General features: G+C 58.4%; 21 protein-coding genes. 8 read left to right on the forward strand and 13 right to left on the reverse strand.

The genetic code is table 11. The features are described 5' to 3' along the window. The first annotated feature begins 170 nt into the window (after positions 1 to 170). The 4 genes from J5Y17_RS14715 (at position 171) to J5Y17_RS14730 (ending at position 4,808) form a co-directional block, all read left to right on the forward strand. Positions 171 to 2,165 (forward strand): protein meaA, encoded by a 1,995-nt coding sequence (locus tag J5Y17_RS14715; RefSeq protein WP_219786041.1) that lies wholly within the window; start codon positions 171 to 173, stop codon positions 2,163 to 2,165. Positions 2,166 to 2,330: 165 nt separating this feature from the next. After that, positions 2,331 to 3,020, forward strand: a complete 690-nt coding sequence (locus J5Y17_RS14720) for a sulfotransferase family 2 domain-containing protein (protein WP_219786043.1) — start codon at positions 2,331 to 2,333, stop codon at positions 3,018 to 3,020. Between the two features lie 91 nt (positions 3,021 to 3,111). Further along, positions 3,112 to 3,822 (forward strand): purine-nucleoside phosphorylase, encoded by a 711-nt coding sequence (gene deoD, locus J5Y17_RS14725; RefSeq protein WP_219786045.1) that lies wholly within the window; start codon positions 3,112 to 3,114, stop codon positions 3,820 to 3,822. Further along, positions 3,819 to 4,808, forward strand: coding sequence for an aldo/keto reductase (locus J5Y17_RS14730; protein ID WP_255572109.1), 990 nt, complete (start codon positions 3,819 to 3,821; stop codon positions 4,806 to 4,808). Before deoD ends, J5Y17_RS14730 begins: the two co-directional genes overlap by 4 nt. Before the next feature lie 64 nt (positions 4,809 to 4,872). Here J5Y17_RS14730 and J5Y17_RS14735 read toward each other — a convergent pair whose 3' ends face one another. From J5Y17_RS14735 to J5Y17_RS14785, 11 genes are all read right to left on the reverse strand, one after another. Continuing rightward, complete coding sequence (locus tag J5Y17_RS14735; RefSeq protein WP_167602307.1) at positions 4,873 to 5,040, reverse strand: hypothetical protein; 168 nt, start codon at positions 5,038 to 5,040, stop codon at positions 4,873 to 4,875. Positions 5,041 to 5,173: 133 nt separating this feature from the next. After that, positions 5,174 to 5,374 (reverse strand): hypothetical protein, encoded by a 201-nt coding sequence (locus J5Y17_RS14740; protein WP_255572110.1) that lies wholly within the window; start codon positions 5,372 to 5,374, stop codon positions 5,174 to 5,176. Positions 5,375 to 5,383: 9 nt separating this feature from the next. Further along, positions 5,384 to 6,271 carry a DUF1989 domain-containing protein gene (locus tag J5Y17_RS14745; protein WP_219786047.1) on the reverse strand — a complete coding sequence of 296 codons (888 nt, stop codon included), beginning with the start codon at positions 6,269 to 6,271 and terminating at the stop codon, positions 5,384 to 5,386. Further along, the gene (locus tag J5Y17_RS14750; RefSeq protein WP_219786048.1) at positions 6,271 to 7,050 is read right to left on the reverse strand and encodes a succinate dehydrogenase iron-sulfur subunit; all 780 of its coding nucleotides are present in this window, start codon (positions 7,048 to 7,050) and stop codon (positions 6,271 to 6,273) included. Before J5Y17_RS14750 ends, J5Y17_RS14745 begins: the two co-directional genes overlap by 1 nt. 12 nt (positions 7,051 to 7,062) lie before the next feature. Then, complete coding sequence (sdhA, locus tag J5Y17_RS14755) at positions 7,063 to 8,871, reverse strand: succinate dehydrogenase flavoprotein subunit (RefSeq protein ID WP_219786050.1); 1,809 nt, start codon at positions 8,869 to 8,871, stop codon at positions 7,063 to 7,065. Between the two features lie 22 nt (positions 8,872 to 8,893). Beyond that, a complete protein-coding gene (gene sdhD, locus J5Y17_RS14760; protein ID WP_219786052.1) occupies positions 8,894 to 9,268 on the reverse strand; it encodes a succinate dehydrogenase, hydrophobic membrane anchor protein in 375 nt (124 codons plus the stop codon). 10 nt (positions 9,269 to 9,278) lie between these two features. After that, the gene (sdhC, locus tag J5Y17_RS14765; RefSeq protein WP_167602298.1) at positions 9,279 to 9,677 is read right to left on the reverse strand and encodes a succinate dehydrogenase, cytochrome b556 subunit; all 399 of its coding nucleotides are present in this window, start codon (positions 9,675 to 9,677) and stop codon (positions 9,279 to 9,281) included. 301 nt (positions 9,678 to 9,978) lie between these two features. Then, entirely contained in the window at positions 9,979 to 11,016 is a 1,038-nt protein-coding gene (locus J5Y17_RS14770; RefSeq protein WP_219786115.1) for a MaoC family dehydratase, read from the reverse strand. A gap of 10 nt (positions 11,017 to 11,026) precedes the next feature. After that, positions 11,027 to 11,230, reverse strand: a complete 204-nt coding sequence (locus J5Y17_RS14775; protein WP_219786054.1) for a DUF1737 domain-containing protein — start codon at positions 11,228 to 11,230, stop codon at positions 11,027 to 11,029. A gap of 11 nt (positions 11,231 to 11,241) precedes the next feature. Then, complete coding sequence (locus tag J5Y17_RS14780; RefSeq protein ID WP_219786055.1) at positions 11,242 to 11,793, reverse strand: NnrU family protein; 552 nt, start codon at positions 11,791 to 11,793, stop codon at positions 11,242 to 11,244. Between the two features lie 3 nt (positions 11,794 to 11,796). Then, complete coding sequence (locus tag J5Y17_RS14785; protein WP_219786057.1) at positions 11,797 to 12,651, reverse strand: CoA ester lyase; 855 nt, start codon at positions 12,649 to 12,651, stop codon at positions 11,797 to 11,799. A gap of 267 nt (positions 12,652 to 12,918) precedes the next feature. Between J5Y17_RS14785 and J5Y17_RS14790 the strand changes: the two genes are divergently transcribed. Continuing rightward, the gene (locus J5Y17_RS14790) at positions 12,919 to 13,236 is read left to right on the forward strand and encodes a hypothetical protein (protein WP_219786058.1); all 318 of its coding nucleotides are present in this window, start codon (positions 12,919 to 12,921) and stop codon (positions 13,234 to 13,236) included. On the opposite strand, the gene J5Y17_RS14795 is transcribed toward J5Y17_RS14790, so the two are convergent. Next, positions 13,233 to 13,988, reverse strand: coding sequence for a sulfite exporter TauE/SafE family protein (locus J5Y17_RS14795; RefSeq protein ID WP_219786060.1), 756 nt, complete (start codon positions 13,986 to 13,988; stop codon positions 13,233 to 13,235). The two genes, J5Y17_RS14790 and J5Y17_RS14795, sit on opposite strands and share 4 nt — an antisense overlap. Before the next feature lie 162 nt (positions 13,989 to 14,150). Here J5Y17_RS14795 and mdh point away from each other — a divergent pair, with 162 nt between their 5' ends. Both mdh and J5Y17_RS14805 read left to right on the forward strand, forming a co-directional pair. After that, the gene (mdh, locus tag J5Y17_RS14800; protein WP_219786062.1) at positions 14,151 to 15,113 is read left to right on the forward strand and encodes a malate dehydrogenase; all 963 of its coding nucleotides are present in this window, start codon (positions 14,151 to 14,153) and stop codon (positions 15,111 to 15,113) included. 234 nt (positions 15,114 to 15,347) lie between these two features. Beyond that, positions 15,348 to 16,346, forward strand: coding sequence for a glycosyltransferase family 2 protein (locus tag J5Y17_RS14805; protein ID WP_219786064.1), 999 nt, complete (start codon positions 15,348 to 15,350; stop codon positions 16,344 to 16,346). Positions 16,347 to 16,408: 62 nt separating this feature from the next. Here the strand turns inward: J5Y17_RS14805 and J5Y17_RS14810 are convergent, their stop codons facing one another. After that, complete coding sequence (locus tag J5Y17_RS14810) at positions 16,409 to 17,068, reverse strand: outer membrane protein (protein WP_219786066.1); 660 nt, start codon at positions 17,066 to 17,068, stop codon at positions 16,409 to 16,411. Positions 17,069 to 17,439: 371 nt separating this feature from the next. Here J5Y17_RS14810 and sucC point away from each other — a divergent pair, with 371 nt between their 5' ends. Continuing rightward, on the forward strand, positions 17,440 to 18,633 hold the full coding sequence (gene sucC / locus J5Y17_RS14815) for an ADP-forming succinate--CoA ligase subunit beta (protein WP_219786068.1): 1,194 nt from the start codon (positions 17,440 to 17,442) through the stop codon (positions 18,631 to 18,633).

An 18,633-nucleotide genomic window follows, 5' to 3' on the forward strand; every position in this document is an offset into this window, starting at 1 on the left:
AGAAGATCCCTATAAAACAAAGGGATTTACCCTTTTCGCGACAGAAAATTTCCTGACGTCACGGATTTTTACCCCTCTGCCGCATTGCGGCGAATTGACAATAGCACAATATTTCAAGCATAACGCACTTTGAGAAATATTGTTGCATGGCGACATTAGGGAGGTTCGCAATGACCGAGACGGCACAAGAGGTGAAAACCAATCGCCCCACAAAGGATCGCCCCTGGCTGTTCCGCACCTATGCGGGGCATTCGACCGCCAAGGCCTCAAACGCGCTTTATCGCACCAACCTGTCAAAGGGGCAGACAGGCCTATCGGTGGCTTTCGACTTGCCCACGCAAACGGGCTATGACAGCGATCATGAACTGTCGAAAGGCGAAGTCGGCAAGGTCGGCGTGCCGGTCGCGCATCTGGGCGACATGCGGATGCTGTTCGATGAGATCCCCCTCGAGCAGATGAACACCTCGATGACGATCAACGCCACGGCGCCTTGGTTGCTGGCACTCTATATTGCGGTCGCCGAGGAACAAGGCGCGGATATTTCCAAACTGCAAGGCACGGTACAAAACGACATCATCAAGGAATACCTGTCGCGCGGCACTTACGTGTGCCCGCCGCGTCCATCCTTACGGATGATCACGGATGTCGCGGCCTATACCCGCGAGCATCTCCCAAAATGGAACCCGATGAACGTCTGTTCCTACCATCTACAGGAAGCTGGCGCGACGCCGGAGCAGGAATTGGCCTTTGCGCTGGCCACCGCCATCGCCGTCTTGGACGATCTAAAAGAGAAAGTGCCCGCCGAGGCCTTCCCAACAATGGTGGGGCGGATTTCCTTCTTCGTGAACGCGGGCATCCGGTTCGTGACAGAGATGTGCAAAATGCGCGCCTTTGTGGAGCTTTGGGACGAGATCACCCGCGAGCGCTACGGCGTCGAGGATCCGAAATTCCGTCGTTTCCGCTATGGGGTTCAGGTCAACTCTCTGGGCCTCACGGAGCAGCAACCGGAAAACAACGTCTACCGTATTCTCATCGAGATGCTGGCCGTCACCCTATCGAAAAACGCCCGCGCCCGCGCGGTGCAGCTGCCGGCCTGGAACGAGGCGCTTGGCCTGCCGCGCCCCTTCGATCAGCAATGGTCGCTCCGCATGCAACAGATCTTCGCCTATGAAACGGACCTCTTGGAATATGAGGACCTCTTCGACAACAACCCCGCCGTGGAGCGCAAAGTGGCCGCTCTGAAAGAGGGTGCGCGCGCCGAGCTAGAGACGCTCGACGGCATGGGCGGCGCGATCGAGGCGATTGAGTATATGAAATCGCGCCTCGTGGAAGCCAATGCCGAACGCATCGCCAAGATCGAAGCGGGCGAAACCGTGGTCGTGGGCGTCAACAAATGGACCACCGGCGAGCCCTCGCCGCTGACCGCAGGCGATGGTGGCATCATGAAGGCCGACCCGGAAGCCGAGGCCGATCAGATCGCGCGTCTTGAGGCGTGGCGCGACGCCCGCGACGAACAGGCCGTTCAGGCCGCACTGAAAGAGTTGCGCGAGGCGGCGGCCAGTGGCGTCAACGTCATGCCCGCCTCGATCAAGGCGGCGAAAGCCGGGGCGACGACCGGCGAATGGGGCGATGTGGTACGTGCGGCTTTCGGTCAGTATCGCGGGCCGACAGGCGTGTCTGCGAACCCGTCTAACCGCACAGAGGGCTTGGACGAAATCCGCGAAGAGGTCGCCCGCGTGTCGGCCTCCTTAGGGCGCAAGCTCAAGTTCCTCGTCGGCAAGCCTGGCCTTGATGGTCACTCCAACGGCGCCGAACAAATCGCCGCCCGCGCCCGTGATTGCGGCATGGACATCGCCTATGAGGGCATCCGCCTGACGCCCGCGGAAATCGTCGCCGCGGCCAAGGCCGATGACGCCCATGTTGTGGGGCTGTCGATCCTCTCCGGCTCGCACATCCCTCTGATCGAAGATCTGATGCGGCAAATGAAAGAGGCCGGTCTAAGTCACATCCCCGTAGTCGCCGGCGGCATCATCCCTGAGGAAGACGCAGAGCATCTTCGCTCCATCGGAGTCGCACGGGTTTACACGCCGAAAGACTTCGAACTGAATCGCATCATGTTCGACATCGTGGCGCTGGTGGACCCGAGCAAAGAGGCTGCGGAGTAAACGCGCATCACGCGCGACACATGCGGATCACCGCCCGGCTGCGTCGATGCGGCCGGGCATTTTTTTGCCTAGGAGGAATTCAGCCGCCATCCGGCCCTCCACTTTACCCACGTCACTTTCTGAGTTAGTGGACAATCCACCGGGAAGTTGAAGAGAGCCAGCTCCATGGGCCATCTGCAAAAAGCGATCCGCCGGATCAAAACACGCTATCGCAACCGACAAGCAACCAAGGCGATTGTCTCGACTGGCTTTTGGTTCATCGACATTCCTCGGACCTCCTCGACCTCGATCCGCGCGGAACTTGGTAAGAAATTTGGCCCCATTCACGGCAAGCGAAACGTGATCGAGTCAGAACATGCGACGGAGCAGGTCCTGCCCGAACATCTGAGTGCGCACGAGATGCAGGCGATCACTGGTGCAGACGCGTGGGACGAGCTCTACAGCTTCAGCATCGTGCGCAATCCGTTCGAGCGGCTATTGTCGTTTTACAACTATATGCAGAAATGCGGCGACCTTCCGTCCGACTGGAGCTACACTGAATTCGTCGCCCGCCTTGTCGAGGCCACGCCAAAGACGCCGTATCTGGGCTATTTCGGTTTGCGGCGAACCGCTTGTGATTTCGTGCTCGACGCCGAAGGTAAACAGCTCGTCACCGAAATTTTCCACTTTGAGAACCGCGCGGAGGCGATCACCCGCATCGGGCAAAAGATCGGCTTTCCGGACCTCGGCAAACTCCATGTGCAAACGGCCTCGCCCAAAGGGCAGGATTATCGCCTCGCGCATGACGACAAGACCCGCGCTCTGCTTGAGGACTTCTATGCCCGGGACCTTGCATATTTCGGCTACCGCTTCTGAGCCTGCGCAGCACAAAAACCACGGTTGCAATCTATACAATCCGTGCCGAGGCTGGCTTTATAGCGTCAAAGAGATTTATCGCGAGGATAGCATGCCGACCCCCCATATTTCAGCCGCCGTTGGCGACATTGCCGAAACCGTCCTGATGCCGGGCGATCCCTACCGCGCCAAATGGGCCGCCGAGACCTATCTCGACGACATCAAACTGGTGAACGAAGTGCGCGGCATGTTGGGCTTTACCGGCACCTACAAAGGCAACCCGGTGACCATCCACGGCTCCGGCATGGGGATGCCGTCGATCTCGATCTATGCCAATGAGTTGATCACTGAATATGGCGCCAAGACACTTATTCGAATTGGCTCCTGTGGCGCGATGCAGCATCATATCAAGGTGCGCGACGTGGTGATCGCCATGACCGCCACAACGATGGGAACGACCCCGTCCGCTGGCTTTTTCAAAGAAATCAACTACGCGCCTTGCGCCGACTACGGCCTCTTGGAAGCCGCCGTTGCCGCCGCGCGTCAGAAAGACACAGGCGTTCATGTCGGCAACATCTATTCCTCGGACATCTTCTATGCCGAACGCCCCGATCTGGACGAGATGATGATCCGCCACGGCATTCTGGGCGTCGAAATGGAAGCTGCCGAGCTTTACTCCGTCGCCGCCCGGCATGGAGTGCGTGCTTTGGGCGTCATGACCGTCTCCGATCACCTGCTGACGCATGAGGCTCTTCCCTCCGATCAGCGTGAAAAGAGCTTCGGCGACATGGTCGAAATCGCATTGGAGGCCGCATTCGCATGAGCATGCCCAAACGCCAGCTTGGCGCAAACGGCCCGATGGTGGGCGCAATTGGTTTCGGCTGCATGAGTTTCGCCGGGTTCTTCGGCGCTGCCGATGATGACACCTCCCTCGAAACTCTCGCCGCCGTCGAAGCTGCGGGCATCGATTTCTGGGATACCGCTAATATCTACGGGATGGGGCGGTCTGAGAAGATCGTCGGCCAATACCTTAAAGAGAGCGGCGCGCAAGTGACGCTGGCCACAAAGGTAGGCATCGTACCTGGGCCGGAGCGCAGTTTTAACAACGAAGAAGACTACATCCGCTCTGAGCTGGAAGGCTCTTTGAAAAAGCTGAACCGCGACAAGGTCGAGCTCTATTACATCCACCGTCGGCAAAAAGAATTGCCTGTGGAAGTGGTGGCCGAAACCATGGGGAAGCTGATCGAAGAGGGGCTGATCGACGCCTGGGGTCTGTCCGAAGTGGCACCCTCGACGATCCGCCGCGCGCATAAAGTCGTGCCGGTCACGGCGGTGCAGAACGAGTATTCGCTCTGGACCCGTCAGCCGGAATTGGGTGTGATCCAGACCTGCGAAGAACTGGGCATCGCGTTCATCCCCTTCTCTCCCGTTGCACGCGGCGCACTTGGCGTTGCCGATCTCGACCCCGCGCAGTTTTCCGACAACGATTTCCGCAAAGTAAACCCGCGCTTTATGGGGCAGAACTGGTTGGAAAATCTGGAATATATCCACGCGTTCCAAGCCTATGCCGAGAAAAAAGGCGTCTCGACCCCGGCGCTTGCGTTGGCTTGGGTCCTGCACCAAGGCGATCACCTGATCCCGATTCCGGGCACGCGCACCAAAGAGCACCTCGCCGATTGGGCCCATGCGGGAGAGATCGGCCTGTCTGAGGACGATCTCTGGGAGATCGAGCAGATCTTGCCAGTAGGGTGGGCGGCGGGGCACCGCTATGCCGATCAGCAAATCTTCGGCGTCGAACGCTACTGCTAAGCGACAAAAAATAGAAAAGCCCCGCTTTGGCGGGGCTTCTTCATCTTACGAGAGGCGAAAAGCCTTACTCGTAGTAGGCGTACATTTGATCGAGCACATCGAGTTTGCCCGGAACAACCTGTTCGCTGGTTTTCACCGCCGGGGTGGCCGGGGCGTAGTATTCGAGCCATTCGGACACTTTCATTGCGGCGTCTTTGGCTTTGTCGTTCAGTGCAACATCGTGCAGGGTCATGTCGTAAACTCCGTGGAGGTGTAGTGGTCTCCCTTGTGCACACAGGTATGCCGCAGTGCCGCGAATGACAGCCCCCTAATGTCGCATAGTCGCCATGCACATGCTGCAATGCGGCGCAACCGTGGAGCGGCCTTCAATCGCCCGGTTTCGCCCCGCAGTGTTTCGGCTCTCCCTTATCCGTCTGCGCCACCGCCCCGCAAACCTGACAGCGCCAGGCGATGCTTTGCGCCTCTTTTCCGGTCTGACGCCAACGACAATCGGAGGTCCTATCCGTGCGCAAGACATACATGCCAACGTAGAGCGAAATGACGATGATCGGGATAAGGAACAGCATATTATCGCGCTAAGTATGGCAACCGTGGCTTTTATCGTAGGCGTTCTGTGGCGGCGACGTCCACGTCCCGAGCGCACCGGGTTTGGGGGCGAAAATTTCGACCAACAGCGGGTGGCATTGTGCTGCATCTGAGGAATGCACCGTTGAGCAATCCCCACCCGGACACGCCGAAAGAGCGCCAAGGAGGTCGATCTCCGCGAAAAATTCCAAATAATCCCCGGGGCGCACCGGGCTCGCCTTCATGAAATACTGGCCTGTGTCTTTCGTGAAGCCGGTACACATGAACACGTTCAGAACGTCATGCACATGAGGCTCGGCTTCCGCTGGCGTCACGCCAAGCTCTTTGGCCAAGGCCCGCGTCAGGTTTGAATGGCAACAGTGATGATACTGCCCGCCAGACAAAAGCTGATGCGTGTAGGGATCACAGCGCGTGCCGATCACATCATGCACGGACCCACCGTATTCATCCTTGCCGTACCATGCCAGACTGTCGCCGACGATCGTCGCCATAGGACGCAAGGACGGAAAACTGCTCCACATCCGATGCCCCGTGCTCAGATGCGTGCCATGCAGGGCGCGGGTTTTCCCGGAATAGAAACGCTCCGACAGATCCGCCGCATTCCAGAGATTAAAATCCCCGACCTGCGGACCTTCAATGCTTTTGATACGGAAAAACTGACCAGCGTTAACCCGGAACGTCGCCGCCTCACGGGGCGGAACGATCACTTCGTTAATTTTTTCCGCCCCGTCTCTTGCCTGTTGATACAAAGTGAGATCGGGCTGAGGAAGTGTCTCATTCGGATAACAGATCACGGGCGAAATGGCACGACGCGCCTGAGCATCCTCAGGCGCGTCGCAAATGTCTTTTCCAGAAGAGGAATGCAGCTCTTTACACATCAGTGCGTGCGTTCGAGCATCATCTTCTTGATATGCGCGATAGCGGCCGCCGGGTTCAGACCTTTGGGGCAGGTTTTCGCACAGTTCATAATGGTGTGGCAGCGGTAGAGCTTGAAGCTGTCCTCGAGGTAATCGAGACGCTCGCCGGTGGCCTCATCGCGCGAGTCGATGATCCAGCGGTAGGCGTGCAACAGAGCTGCCGGTCCAAGATATTCGTCGCCGTTCCACCAGTAGCTCGGGCAAGAGGTCGAGCAAGAGGCGCACATCACACATTCATAGAGACCGTCGAGTTTCTTGCGGTCTTCGATGGACTGACGCCATTCCTTCTCGGGACGGTTGGTCTTGGTCTCAAGCCACGGCATGATCGAGGCGTGCTGAGCGTAGAAGTGGGTCAGATCGGGAATGAGGTCTTTCACCACCGGCATGTGCGGCAGCGGGAAGATGCGCACATCGCCTTTGATCTCGTCGAGACCATAGATACAGGCCAGCGTGTTGATCCCATCGATGTTCATCGCACAGGAACCACAGATGCCCTCACGGCAAGAGCGACGGAAGGTCAGCGTCGGGTCAATCTCGTTCTTGATCTTGATCAGCGCGTCGAGAACCATCGGACCGCATTTGTCCATGTCGATGAAATACGTGTCCACCGACGGGTTTTTCTCGTCATCGGGGCTCCAGCGGTAAATCTGGAACTTGCGAACATTGGTCGCGCCTTCAGGCTTCGGCCAAGTCTTGCCCGTCACGATCTTGGAGTTCTTGGGCAGATTGAATTGTACCATTGGGTAATCTCCTTAGAACGTCCGCGCTTTCGGCGCGATCTTGGCGAGGCTGATGCCGCCTTCGGCTTCGGTCGTCAGCGGGTCCTCGATGATCGGACGGTAGCTGAGCTCGACCTCATTGCCTTCGACGCGCGAAATCGTGTGGATGCGCCAGTTCGCATCGTCACGCTCCGGGTAATCCTCATGGGCGTGCGCACCGCGGGATTCCTTACGCGCCTCGGCGCCGTGGATCGTCGCCAGCGCGTTCGGCATCAGGTTGGTGAGTTCCAGCGTTTCCATCAGATCCGAGTTCCACACGAGGCTGCGATCGGTGACGGAGACGTCGCCCATCTTGCCGGCCACGGCGGTCATCTTCTCGACGCCTTCTTTCAGCGTCTTGTCGGTGCGGAACACGGCGGCATCGGCCTGCATCGTGCGCTGCATTTCGAGACGCAGTTCGGCGGTCGGGATCGGGCCTTTGGCGTAACGGATACCGTCGAAACGATCGAACGCCTTTTGCACGGAGGCCATGTTCAGTTCCGGGTTCGGCGACTTGGGGTCGACAACCTGACCGGCGCGGATTGCGGCGGCGCGGCCAAAGACCACAAGGTCGATCAAGGAGTTGGAGCCCAGACGGTTCGCCCCGTGCACGGAGGCACAGCCCGCTTCGCCCACGGCCATAAGGCCCGGCACGACAGCGGTCGGATTGTCTTTGGTCGGGTTCAACACCTCACCGTGATAGTTCGTCGGGATACCGCCCATGTTATAGTGCACGGTCGGCAGAACCGGGATCGGCTCTTTGGTCACGTCCACACCGGCGAAGATTTTCGCGGATTCGGAAATGCCCGGAAGACGTTCCGCCAGAGCCTCGGCCGGAAGGTGGCTGAGGTTGAGGAAGATGTGGTCCTTGTGCTCGCCCACACCGCGACCTTCACGGATTTCCATCGTCATCGAACGGGACACGTAGTCACGCGGTGCGAGGTCTTTGTAGGTCGGCGCGTAACGCTCCATGAAGCGCTCGCCTTCGGAGTTGGTCAGGTAACCACCCTCGCCGCGCGCCCCCTCGGTGATCAGACAGCCGGAGCCGTAAATGCCGGTCGGGTGGAACTGAACGAATTCCATGTCCTGAAGCGCCAGACCTGCCCGCGCCACCATGCCACCACCGTCGCCGGTGCAGGTATGGGCAGAGGTTGCGGAGAAATAAGCGCGGCCATAGCCACCCGTCGCCAGCACAACCATCTTCGCGGAGAAGAGGTGGAACGTGCCGTCATCAAGTTTCCAGCAGAGCACACCCTGACACTGACCGTCGTCGGACATGATCAGGTCGATGGCGAAATATTCGATGTAGAATTCTGCGTTGTTCTTCACGGACTGGCCGTAAAGCGTGTGCAGGATCGCGTGGCCGGTCCGGTCAGCGGCGGCACAGGTGCGCTGCACCGGTGGGCCTTCACCGAATTCGGTGGTGTGACCACCAAAGGGACGCTGGTAAATCTTGCCTTCTTCGGTCCGCGAGAAAGGCACACCGTAATGCTCAAGCTCGTAAACAGCCTTGGGTGCTTCACGGGCGAGGTATTCCATCGCGTCGGTATCGCCGAGCCAGTCGGAGCCCTTGACGGTGTCATACATGTGCCACTGCCAGTTGTCCGGACCCATGTTGGACAGGGACGCCGCGATCCCGCCCTGAGCCGCCACGGTGTGCGAGCGGGTCGGGAAGACCTTGGTCACACAAGCCGTGCGCAGACCTTGCTCAGCCATACCGAGCGTCGCACGCAGACCAGAACCACCGGCGCCAACGACGACCACGTCGTATTCGTGGGTTTCATATTCATATGCTGCTGTCATTGTCTTTATTCCTTGCCGCGCATCACTGAATGGCGAGTTTCAAAAGGGCGAAGAGGCCGGCTGCCATCAACGTGTAGCAAAAGCCAGCCACGGCGATCAGCGTCAGCTTGCGCTTGATGCCGCCCACATAATCTTCGACCGCTTCGTCCACTTCGGTCTTGAGGTGGATGATGCCACCGACGAGGCAGAGCGCCGTGATGATCGCGATGCAGGGGCTGCTGTAGAACGCGAGCACCTCTTCGAGAGAATGGCCCACGGCATAGCCGAAGGTGAACACGAAGAGCGGCACGAGCACGACGAGCGACAAGGAGGTCGCGATGGTCAGCCAGTGATGTTGCGCACCGGTCCCGCCAGAGCCCAGACCCGTCGCACGTTTGCGGTCAGTGAGAAAGTTCATGGCGATCCCCTCAGAAAATCAGAAACACAAGAGCGGTCAGCACGGTCAGGACGGTCGCCCCGATGAACATGCCCCAACCCATTTTCTCGGAGGTCTCGACATCCAGGCAGTAGCCGAAGTCCCAGATCACGTGACGCACCCGGCCCAGCATGTGGTACCAGATCGCCCAAGCGGCGGCGAGCATCACGATGTTGCCGATCCAGCTGCCGTAGAGACCGTTGAAGAAATTGAATGCCGTCTCGGAGCTTGCGGCTGCGAGGAACCAGCAGATCGCGAGGAAGACGGAGCCCAGCGATGCAATGCCGGTGATACGGACCATGATCGAGGAAATCGACGTCATCTGCGGTCGATAATAGGGTCCGATCATGAAGGGAGAGAGCGGTCGGTTGCCGCGATTCACATCAGCCATGGTGGCGTCCTTTCACGATTGATGCGTTGAAGTTGCCTTTCGTAATAAACTTTTTTGTCCCCGAGTCACCACCTGTGAGCGCTAACAGGGGCGGTTTATCCAATCCGAAACACAGGAAAAAGCAATCTGTGATCACAAGAAACATTCAGTGATCACAAAAGTGGGCAAAATGCGCTCTCCTAGGGTTTCTCTAAGGAATTTAGGCGCTTTGGATTGGGCGCTTAGAAGAAACGGGGCCACGCATCACTGCGCAGCCCCGTTTTGCGATCACAAATTCAGCCTCTAAAGACTCACAGCAGACTCACTGTGGCACGACAGCCCAGTAATCCAGATCCAACAAAACATCGGGGTGATACTTGCCCTCTTCGGTCTTATAGGCGAACTCCGGCGCGCCGTGTTTGTAGGCCACAAGTCTGAGCCGCAGCGCACCAACACCTGGCGCATCCGTTTCCGCCTTATCGAGCACCTCGGTATAGGCCCGCACGGTATCGCCGGTGAAACAGGGGTTGGCATGCGCGCCGCCGTTCAGACCCACGATCATCTGCGCATTGGCCAGACCGTTGAAAGACAGCGCCCGCGCCATCGAAATCACATGGCCGCCATAGATCAGCCGCTTGCCATCCTCGCGATTGGTCGCATCGAAATGCACCTTCGCGGTATTCTGCCAAAGCCGCGTGGCCATCATGTGCTCAGCTTCCTCGATGGTCACCCCGTCCACATGGTCGATCTTTTCGCCGATCTCATAGTCGCCAAACCGATGCGGCTCGCCCGCCAGCGTGAAATTGTATTTCAGGAAGTCCAGCCCCTCGGGGATCACAAGGTCCTCGGGTGCCACCACCTTGGTCAGTTCCGGGATCACCGTCTCGGGCGCGGGCGCATCCAGATCGCCTTTGCGCACCATCACCCAGCGGACATATTCCAGCACCGGCTCGTCGAACTGATTGAGACCCGTCGTGCGCACATAGACCACGCCGGATTTACCATTCGAGTTCTGTTTAAGACCGATCACCTCTGAGACCGAGCGCAGCGTATCGCCGGGGTAGACCGGCTTAAGCCACCGCCCCTCGGCATAGCCAAGGTTGGCGACCGCATTGAGAGAAATATCCGGGACGGTTTTGCCAAAGACCACATGGAAGGCGATCAGATCGTCCACAGGGCTTTTCTCAAGCCCGCAGTTCTCGGCAAACTCGTCAGAGGAATAAAGCGCATGCCGCGCCGGATAGAGCGCATGATAAAGCGCGCGTTCGCCGCCCGACACGGTGCGCGGCACGGCGTGCTCGATCACCTGCCCTACGTGGTAATCCTCAAAAAAACGTCCCGGATTGGTTTTCACCTCAATGGTCCTCCCACTATAGCTGTCCCAGCTTCACCTCGGGCGAATATTCCCCCTCGGCCTCCTTTGTGACCGCCTGCGCGCACCGCATCTTTCCCGATGCGGCGTCGAAGGCGTAGCTGGGGTCGCCATAGAGCGCCCAGCCCTTGTTCAAAGCCTCTGTCACCTTATGACAAAAGGCCGATGTGTCTTCTTCGGTCAGCAACCTGTAGGCTTTCATCTCTCACTCCCTCACATCGGAAACGGGTTATATCCAAGCCAGATATGTATCCCCGCAATCGCGCCGAAGACCACGAGAGAAATCACCACCAGACGAATATCGCCCGCAAGACTGCCGCCTTGATACCGCTCTGGCGCAGACTCCGAACGGTTGATCAACGTCATCTCGGCGAGCGCCCAAAGGATCATGCCGCCAAAGAGCACGAGAGACGCCGCATCAGAATTCACCAAGAGATGCGCCACAGCCCAAACCACCACACCGGTCAGCATCGGGTGCCGCATCTTGGCCCGCAGACGGCTTTTCGATTGGCCGACCCCAAACAGAAGCACTGCGATTATCATCAGCGTGTTGTTCACATGGCGCAGATAGGGTGGCAGGGCGTAGAGATCGTAAGTCTCGCTCATCCGGAACCCCACCACCATCAACACGAGGCCGATGAGGTTGCCCGTTGCAACAAGCGCTGGTCCCTTCTTATCGCCGAGTGCCGCGCGAGCCTCCGGCATCAGTCGTTTGAAAAGATGGGAGCCGCACCAGATCAGCAGGCCCAGGATGAGAAGAGGCATAATTTACTCCATGGCTAAAATCGCTTCGTGTTTCGCAAGCATCGCTCGCGCCGTCACAATATGCAGATTTTCCACGATTTTCCCATCAACAACCGCAACGCCTTCGCCTTTTGCCTCAGCGTCCTCAAAAGCCGCAATCTGACGCTGGGCCAGAGCGATCTCTGCCTCGCTTGGTGCGAAGGCCGCGTTGGCAATCTCCAGCTGCGCCGGGTGAATGAGCGTCTTGCCATCAAAGCCCATGTCGCGCCCCTGCTCGCATTCGGCCTTGAGACCTTCGTCGTCTTTGAAGGCATTATAGACGCCGTCGAGGCAAATCACCCCATAGGCGCGCGCCGCGATCAGGCACATATGGAGCCCGCCCATCATCGGAAGGCGGTCGGCCCGGAACCGCGTGTTCAACTCTTTCGCCAGATCGTTCGTCCCCATGACGAACCCTGCCATGCGCGGATGCGCGGCGATCTCGGCGGCGTTCAGCATCCCCTTCGGCGTTTCCATCATCGCCCAGAGCGGCACATCGGGAATGGCCTGCGCCAGTTCTTCGACCATTTCGGCGCTCTCGACCTTCGGCAGGAGAATCCCGTCAATGTCGGCGCCAACGAAGGCCGCCACATCATCGCGTCCCCACTGGGTATCAAAGCCGTTCACCCGCACGATTTTGGCACGATTGCCGTAACCACCCTGAGCGAGGGCCTCTTTCAAGAGTGCGCGCGCGTTTACCTTTTCATCCGGCGACACAGCATCTTCGAGATCAAAAAGGATCGCGTCACAGGCCAACCCCTTGGCCTTTTCCAGCGCACGTTCTTTCGAACCGGGGATGTAGAGAGCCGAACGATAGGGACGGTTGGCGACTTGGGTCATTTGATTCTTTTCCTCCGCAATATTATTGCGCAAGAGGCCACACAAACGCACCAATCTGCAAGGGTAAATTTTCCGCAGCGCAGAATTTCTCCACGTTGCGCCCTATGAAAACCTCCCTGAGCGCGGTCGGGCAACCGCTTTCTTAACCCTTTTTCGGCAGGCTCATGTTCACACCGGGACGTCAAAACGAGGGATACCCCAGCACCGGACGCCGCGCGTCATTTCTTTTGCAAAGCATGACGCGCCAAAACGGAAAAGGACAAGACGATGATGACACGGATTGCCACTCTGACCGGAGCCGCTCTGCTCGTGGCTACGACGATTATTGCCACCCCAGCTATGGCGCAACAAAACTGCGCCCAGCGCGCTCAAATCTTGGACAGGCTCGCAAGCAAATATGGCGAAAGCCGCCAATCCATCGGTCTCGCGCCCAATAATGGCGTGGTCGAGGTCTTCGCCTCCACCGAGACCGGCACCTGGACGATCCTGATGACCACGCCCAACGGCGTCAGCTGCCTGATCGCCTCCGGTCAGGCCTATGAGACCCTCGCCGAAGTGGCCGTCACGAAAGGCGATGACGCTTAAGCCGCCAGAACCTCCCAGATCAGTTTGCTCCCGGTGATCAGAAGAAACACATAGGCCAACCCGAAAAACAGCTTTTCCGGCACTTTGTGATGCATCCAGACCCCAGCCAACACACCGACGACAGCCGCCGGGATAAGGGTCAGATCAGCGATCGAAGTCTCTTTCGAGAAAATACCGACAAAGGCGTAGGGCACGACTTTCATCAGGTTCACCGCCCAGAAGGTCAGCACACTCGACGCTTGATAGGTCGTCTTATCCATCCGCTTTGACAGCATATAGACAGCGGCAGGTGGGCCTCCGGCATGGGAAATGAAACTGGTGAGCCCCGTGACCGCGCCCCAAAACAGCCCCGCACCCGTGCCAAGCTCACGTTTCGGCGGGGTGATCCAGCGCCGCGCTTTTGCCAGCTGCCAGACCACAAATCCAATTGCGACAATCCCGATCAAAAGCTTGAACACCGCAGGATCGGCCACGCCATAAAGCAACGTTCCGATCACAATTCCGGGAATGGCCCCCAGGATGAGAACACCCGCCACGCGCATATCCCATTTGCGCCAAAACAGTTTAACGGCGGTCACATCCATGACCATCAGCAATGGCAACATCAGTCCCACCGCCTGCCCCGGCGTGAGAATCAAGGCCAGAAAAGGCGTGGCCGCAAAGGCGGCAGCAGAACCGAAACCTCCCTTGGACATGCCCGCAAAAATCACCGCCGGCACGGCAAAAAGGTAGAAATTGAGATCAAGCGTCATCAGCACAGCCTTTGGGCAACGAGAGGTTTTTCCCTGAAAATATCGAGGGGTTAGCGCCACCAGACCCGACAGCCACGTCGCGGCAGCGCAGCACAGACTTGCACGAAAGCCAGCAAAGGGCTACCCATGCGCCAATCTCACAAACAGATTGGAGACAAACTCATGGCCCGACCCAAGATTGCCCTCATCGGCTCCGGCAATATCGGCGGCACGCTTGCCCACCTCGCAGCTCTCAAAGAACTTGGCGACATCGTCCTCTTTGACATCGCCGAAGGCCTGCCCGAAGGCAAAGCGCTCGACATCGCTGAATCCGGCCCGTCCGAAGGCTTCGACGCCACCATGTCCGGCACCCAGTCCTATGAGGACATCGCAGGCGCAGACGTCTGCATCGTGACTGCTGGTGTGGCGCGTAAGCCGGGCATGTCCCGTGACGATCTTCTGGGCATCAACCTCAAGGTCATGAAATCCGTCGGCGAAGGCATCGCCAAACACGCCCCCGACGCATTTGTCATCTGCATCACCAACCCGCTCGACGCGATGGTTTGGGCACTGCAGAAATTCTCCGGTCTCCCGGCCAACAAAGTCTGCGGCATGGCTGGCGTTCTCGACTCCGCCCGCTTCCGCCACTTCCTCTCCGTCGAATTCGGTGTCTCCATGCGTGACGTCACCGCCTTCGTTCTGGGCGGTCACGGCGACACGATGGTGCCCTCCGTGCGCTACTCCACCGTTGCCGGTATCCCGCTCCCCGACCTGATCGAGATGGGCTGGACCACTCAAGAAAAACTGGACGCCATCGTTCAGCGCACCCGTGACGGCGGCGCCGAAATCGTGGGCCTCCTGAAAACCGGCTCCGCCTTCTACGCACCGGCGACCTCCGCCATCGAAATGGCCGAAGCCTACCTCAAAGACCAGAAGCGCGTGCTGCCCTGTGCCGCTTACTGCGACGGCGAAATCGGCGTCTCCGACATGTATGTGGGCGTGCCCACCGTGATCGGCGCTGGCGGCATCGAAAAAGTTATCGACATCAAGCTCACCAAAGAAGAGCAAGTGATGTTCGACAAATCCGTCGACGCCGTGAAAGGCCTGATGGACGCTTGTAAAGGCATCGACGGCTCTCTCGCCTGATCTCGAAAGAGAGTGAGACATTCAAAGCCCGCGGACATGCTCCGCGGGCTTTTTCGTATTTCGCGAGACCTGCACCCCTGCTAACCTGATGCAAATGCTTCAAAAGCTTGCCAGAAACCGAGAGCAGAGCGACGTTATCTTGACCTCTTACGCATCCCGAAACCCGACCCAACCCCGCGTTTTGCTTTCTGCGAGAAAGATCGAGGGGTCGTTTCTTTTGGAATGGGTCGCCTGATGACGGGGACGCCTCCCACTTGGGCCGTCGCAGCTCTGGGCGACGAACCCGCGCCTCTGATTGCCGCCTTCGCCCGACATCACCTAGCCATCGGCGCCGCTGAGGTTCACGTGTTTTTGGATCGACCGAACCCGGAAGTCGAAAAGTTGATCGGGGACCGTGACGGGGTTTCCATCACGACCTGCGATCAATCCTATTGGGCGCGTGTGAACAACGGCAAGCGGCCGGAACGCCACACAGGTCGGCAGAAATTCGTCTCCACGAGCGTTTACAATACCTCCTCTTGCGATTGGCTCCTGCATTGCGATGTCGATGAATTCATCGCCGATGGTACAGCGCTCTCGAAGGCGCTTGGCAAGGCAGATCGCACCAAGGGGCTCGTCATCCGCAATGCAGAACGCGTCTACCTGCCCGGCGCTCCGGGTGAGATGTTATTCGAGGGCGGGTTCCGGCAGCCTGTTGCCCTTGAGGAGGACGAGATGCAATCGCTTTACGGGCGGTTCAGCAAGTTCCTTTCCCAAGGCTTCACCGGCCATCGCACTGGTAAGACCATCGTACCTACCGGGCAGGCCTGGGAAATGGGCGTGCATTATCCGAAAATTCTGGCGGATGGCTCCAGACCGCCTGTGGTCTCGACCGAAAGACGTCTTTTGCTGCATTTCGACGGGCTGACACCGCTGCATTACGCGATAAAGCTGCTCAAGAAATCATTCGAGAATTACTCCGGCCCGAAACGCAAACTCGGCGCGGCGCGCGAGGCGCAATACCGCTTTGCTCGCAACCACGCCGATCGCCCGCGCGAGATCCTGCGGCTGGTGGAGGGGGTACAATCGCTTGATACCCGCCAGGCGGAAAGCCTCTTGGCACTCGACCGGTTGCGCCTCGATCCCTTTATGCCCAAAGACTGTGACGATCTTGATCTGACACGCGCCACATTCGATGCGCTGTTGCGGGAGAGGGACGGCGAGATTTTGGCCAAGGCCGGACTTGATATGTAAAAAAACGGACACGAAAAAGCCGGACACATGGCCCGGCTTTTCTATCGCGTTCCGACGATGGATCAGAAGTTGTAGGTCACACCAAAGTTCAGCGCATTGGTGATGATGTCGCTCTTAAGGTTGCCGCCGCCATCAAGGTCGACGTCAAGCTGGCTATAGGTGCCTTTGTATTCCGTGAAAACATCCCAGCGGTCGTTCAGCTCATAGCTGGCGCCCATCACCAAAGCGACGGTCGGACCGGCGATCTGATATTCGATCGTGTCGGTGTTGGCCGTAACCACCTCGACATGCGGGATCACCATCCCGGCGGAGACGCTCACATAGGGCGTGAAGCTGTTCCACAGGCCCGGCCAGCGCCAGATCGGACCGACGGTCAGGTTGTTCAACCCGTCGGTGAACTCGAGCGTCGAGAACCCGTTTGCCGCCATGTCATCCTCGTCGGCGTAGACCTTGGTGTGGTTGAAATCGGCGATCCAGCCAAAGTTGTCCCGCACCCAGTAGGTGCCGCGAATGCCGTAATAGGGCGGCATGTCAAAGCTCTTGCCGTCCCAGCCCGTGGTGAAGTCGAAATCATCCACGCCATCGTTGCCCTTCACAGAGCTGTGCGGCGCAGTTTGGTAGCCGCCGTAGAGAGAGAGGCTGAAATCGCCTGCGTTTGCTGCCAGCGGCGTGGCCAGAAGCGCGACAAGCGCCAATGAGGCTTTCGATCCAGAAATATGCATGATTTTTCCCGAGGTATCCGTGGGTGAGTCTTGCCCTTTGAATACGAAATTCACGTCAAACAGGCAAGGAAAGCGGCCTGTGCAAAGCCGCGCGAAAGCGTCGCGCCCCGTGATAGAGTGAAGCATGTTAGCGTTAGACACCTCCGTCCCACTCGGACGCACCTCTCTAAAAGCCTCAAATCCGGCTAAAATTCCATGGTCGATTCGAAAAACGGATTGGAATATGAATTTTGTGATCACACGAAACTTTCCTGTGATCACAAAACGCCAAAACACGGGCGTTTTACCGCCAACAAGCCAAAAAACCATTTCTTATGCCCCGCAGCCAATGGCATACACGGGTCAATCGAACCAGGGAGAGGACATCTCTAATGAATATCCACGAGTATCAGGCGAAAGCCCTTCTCAAGGAATACGGCGCGCCGGTTTCGGACGGTCGTGTCGTTCTCAATGCAGCCGATGCGAAAACCGCAGCCGGTGAACTTGACGGCCCACTGTGGGTCGTGAAAGCCCAGATCCACGCAGGTGGTCGCGGCAAAGGTTCCTTCAAGGAAGCTGGCGCTGGCGAAAAAGGCGGCGTGCGCCTCGCGAAATCCGTCGAGGAAGCCGCAGAGGAAGCCAACCGCATGCTCGGCCACACGCTGGTCACGCATCAGACCGGCCCGGCAGGCAAGCAAGTGAACCGCATCTACATCGAAGACGGTTCCGACATCGAAAAAGAGCTTTACCTCGCTCTGCTCGTCGATCGTCAATCCTCCCGCGTCTCCATCGTGGCCTCCACCGAAGGCGGCATGGACATCGAGGAAGTGGCTGACAAGACGCCCGAGAAAATCCTTTCCTTCTCCATCGACCCGGCCACCGGCCTTCAAGGCTTCCACGGCCGCCGCGTCGCATTCGCTCTCGGTCTCGAAGGCAAGCAGGTCAAACAGTGCGCCGCGCTGATTTCCAACCTCTATCGTCTGTTCATCGACAAAGACATGGAGATGCTCGAGATCAACCCGCTGATCGTGACCGACACGGGCGATCTGAAATGTCTCGACTGTAAAGCCGGCTTCGACGGCAACGCGCTCTACCGCCACGCCGACATCGTTGGCCTGCGCGACGAGACCGAAGAAGACCCGAAAGAACTGGCCGCTTCCCAGCACGACCTGAACTACATCGCGCTTGACGGTGAGATCGGCTGCATGGTGAACGGTGCGGGTCTGGCGATGGCCACCATGGACATCATCAAACTCTACGGCGCTGAGCCTGCCAACTTCCTCGACGTGGGCGGCGGTGCGACCAAAGAGAAAGTGACCGAAGCCTTCAAAATCATCACCTCCGATGAGAACGTCAAAGGCATCCTCGTGAACATCTTCGGCGGCATCATGCGTTGCGACATCATCGCCGAAGGCGTGATCGCGGCTGTGAAAGAAGTCGGCCTGCAGGTTCCGCTCGTTGTGCGCCTCGAAGGCACCAACGTGGAGCTTGGCAAAGAGATCATCAACAACTCCGGCCTCGACGTGATTGCGGCGGACGATCTCAAAGACGGCGCCCAGAAAATCGTGAAAGCGGTCAAAGGGTAA

It is taken from the genome of Celeribacter sp. PS-C1, assembly GCF_019429625.1.
Lineage (GTDB): Bacteria > Pseudomonadota > Alphaproteobacteria > Rhodobacterales > Rhodobacteraceae > Celeribacter.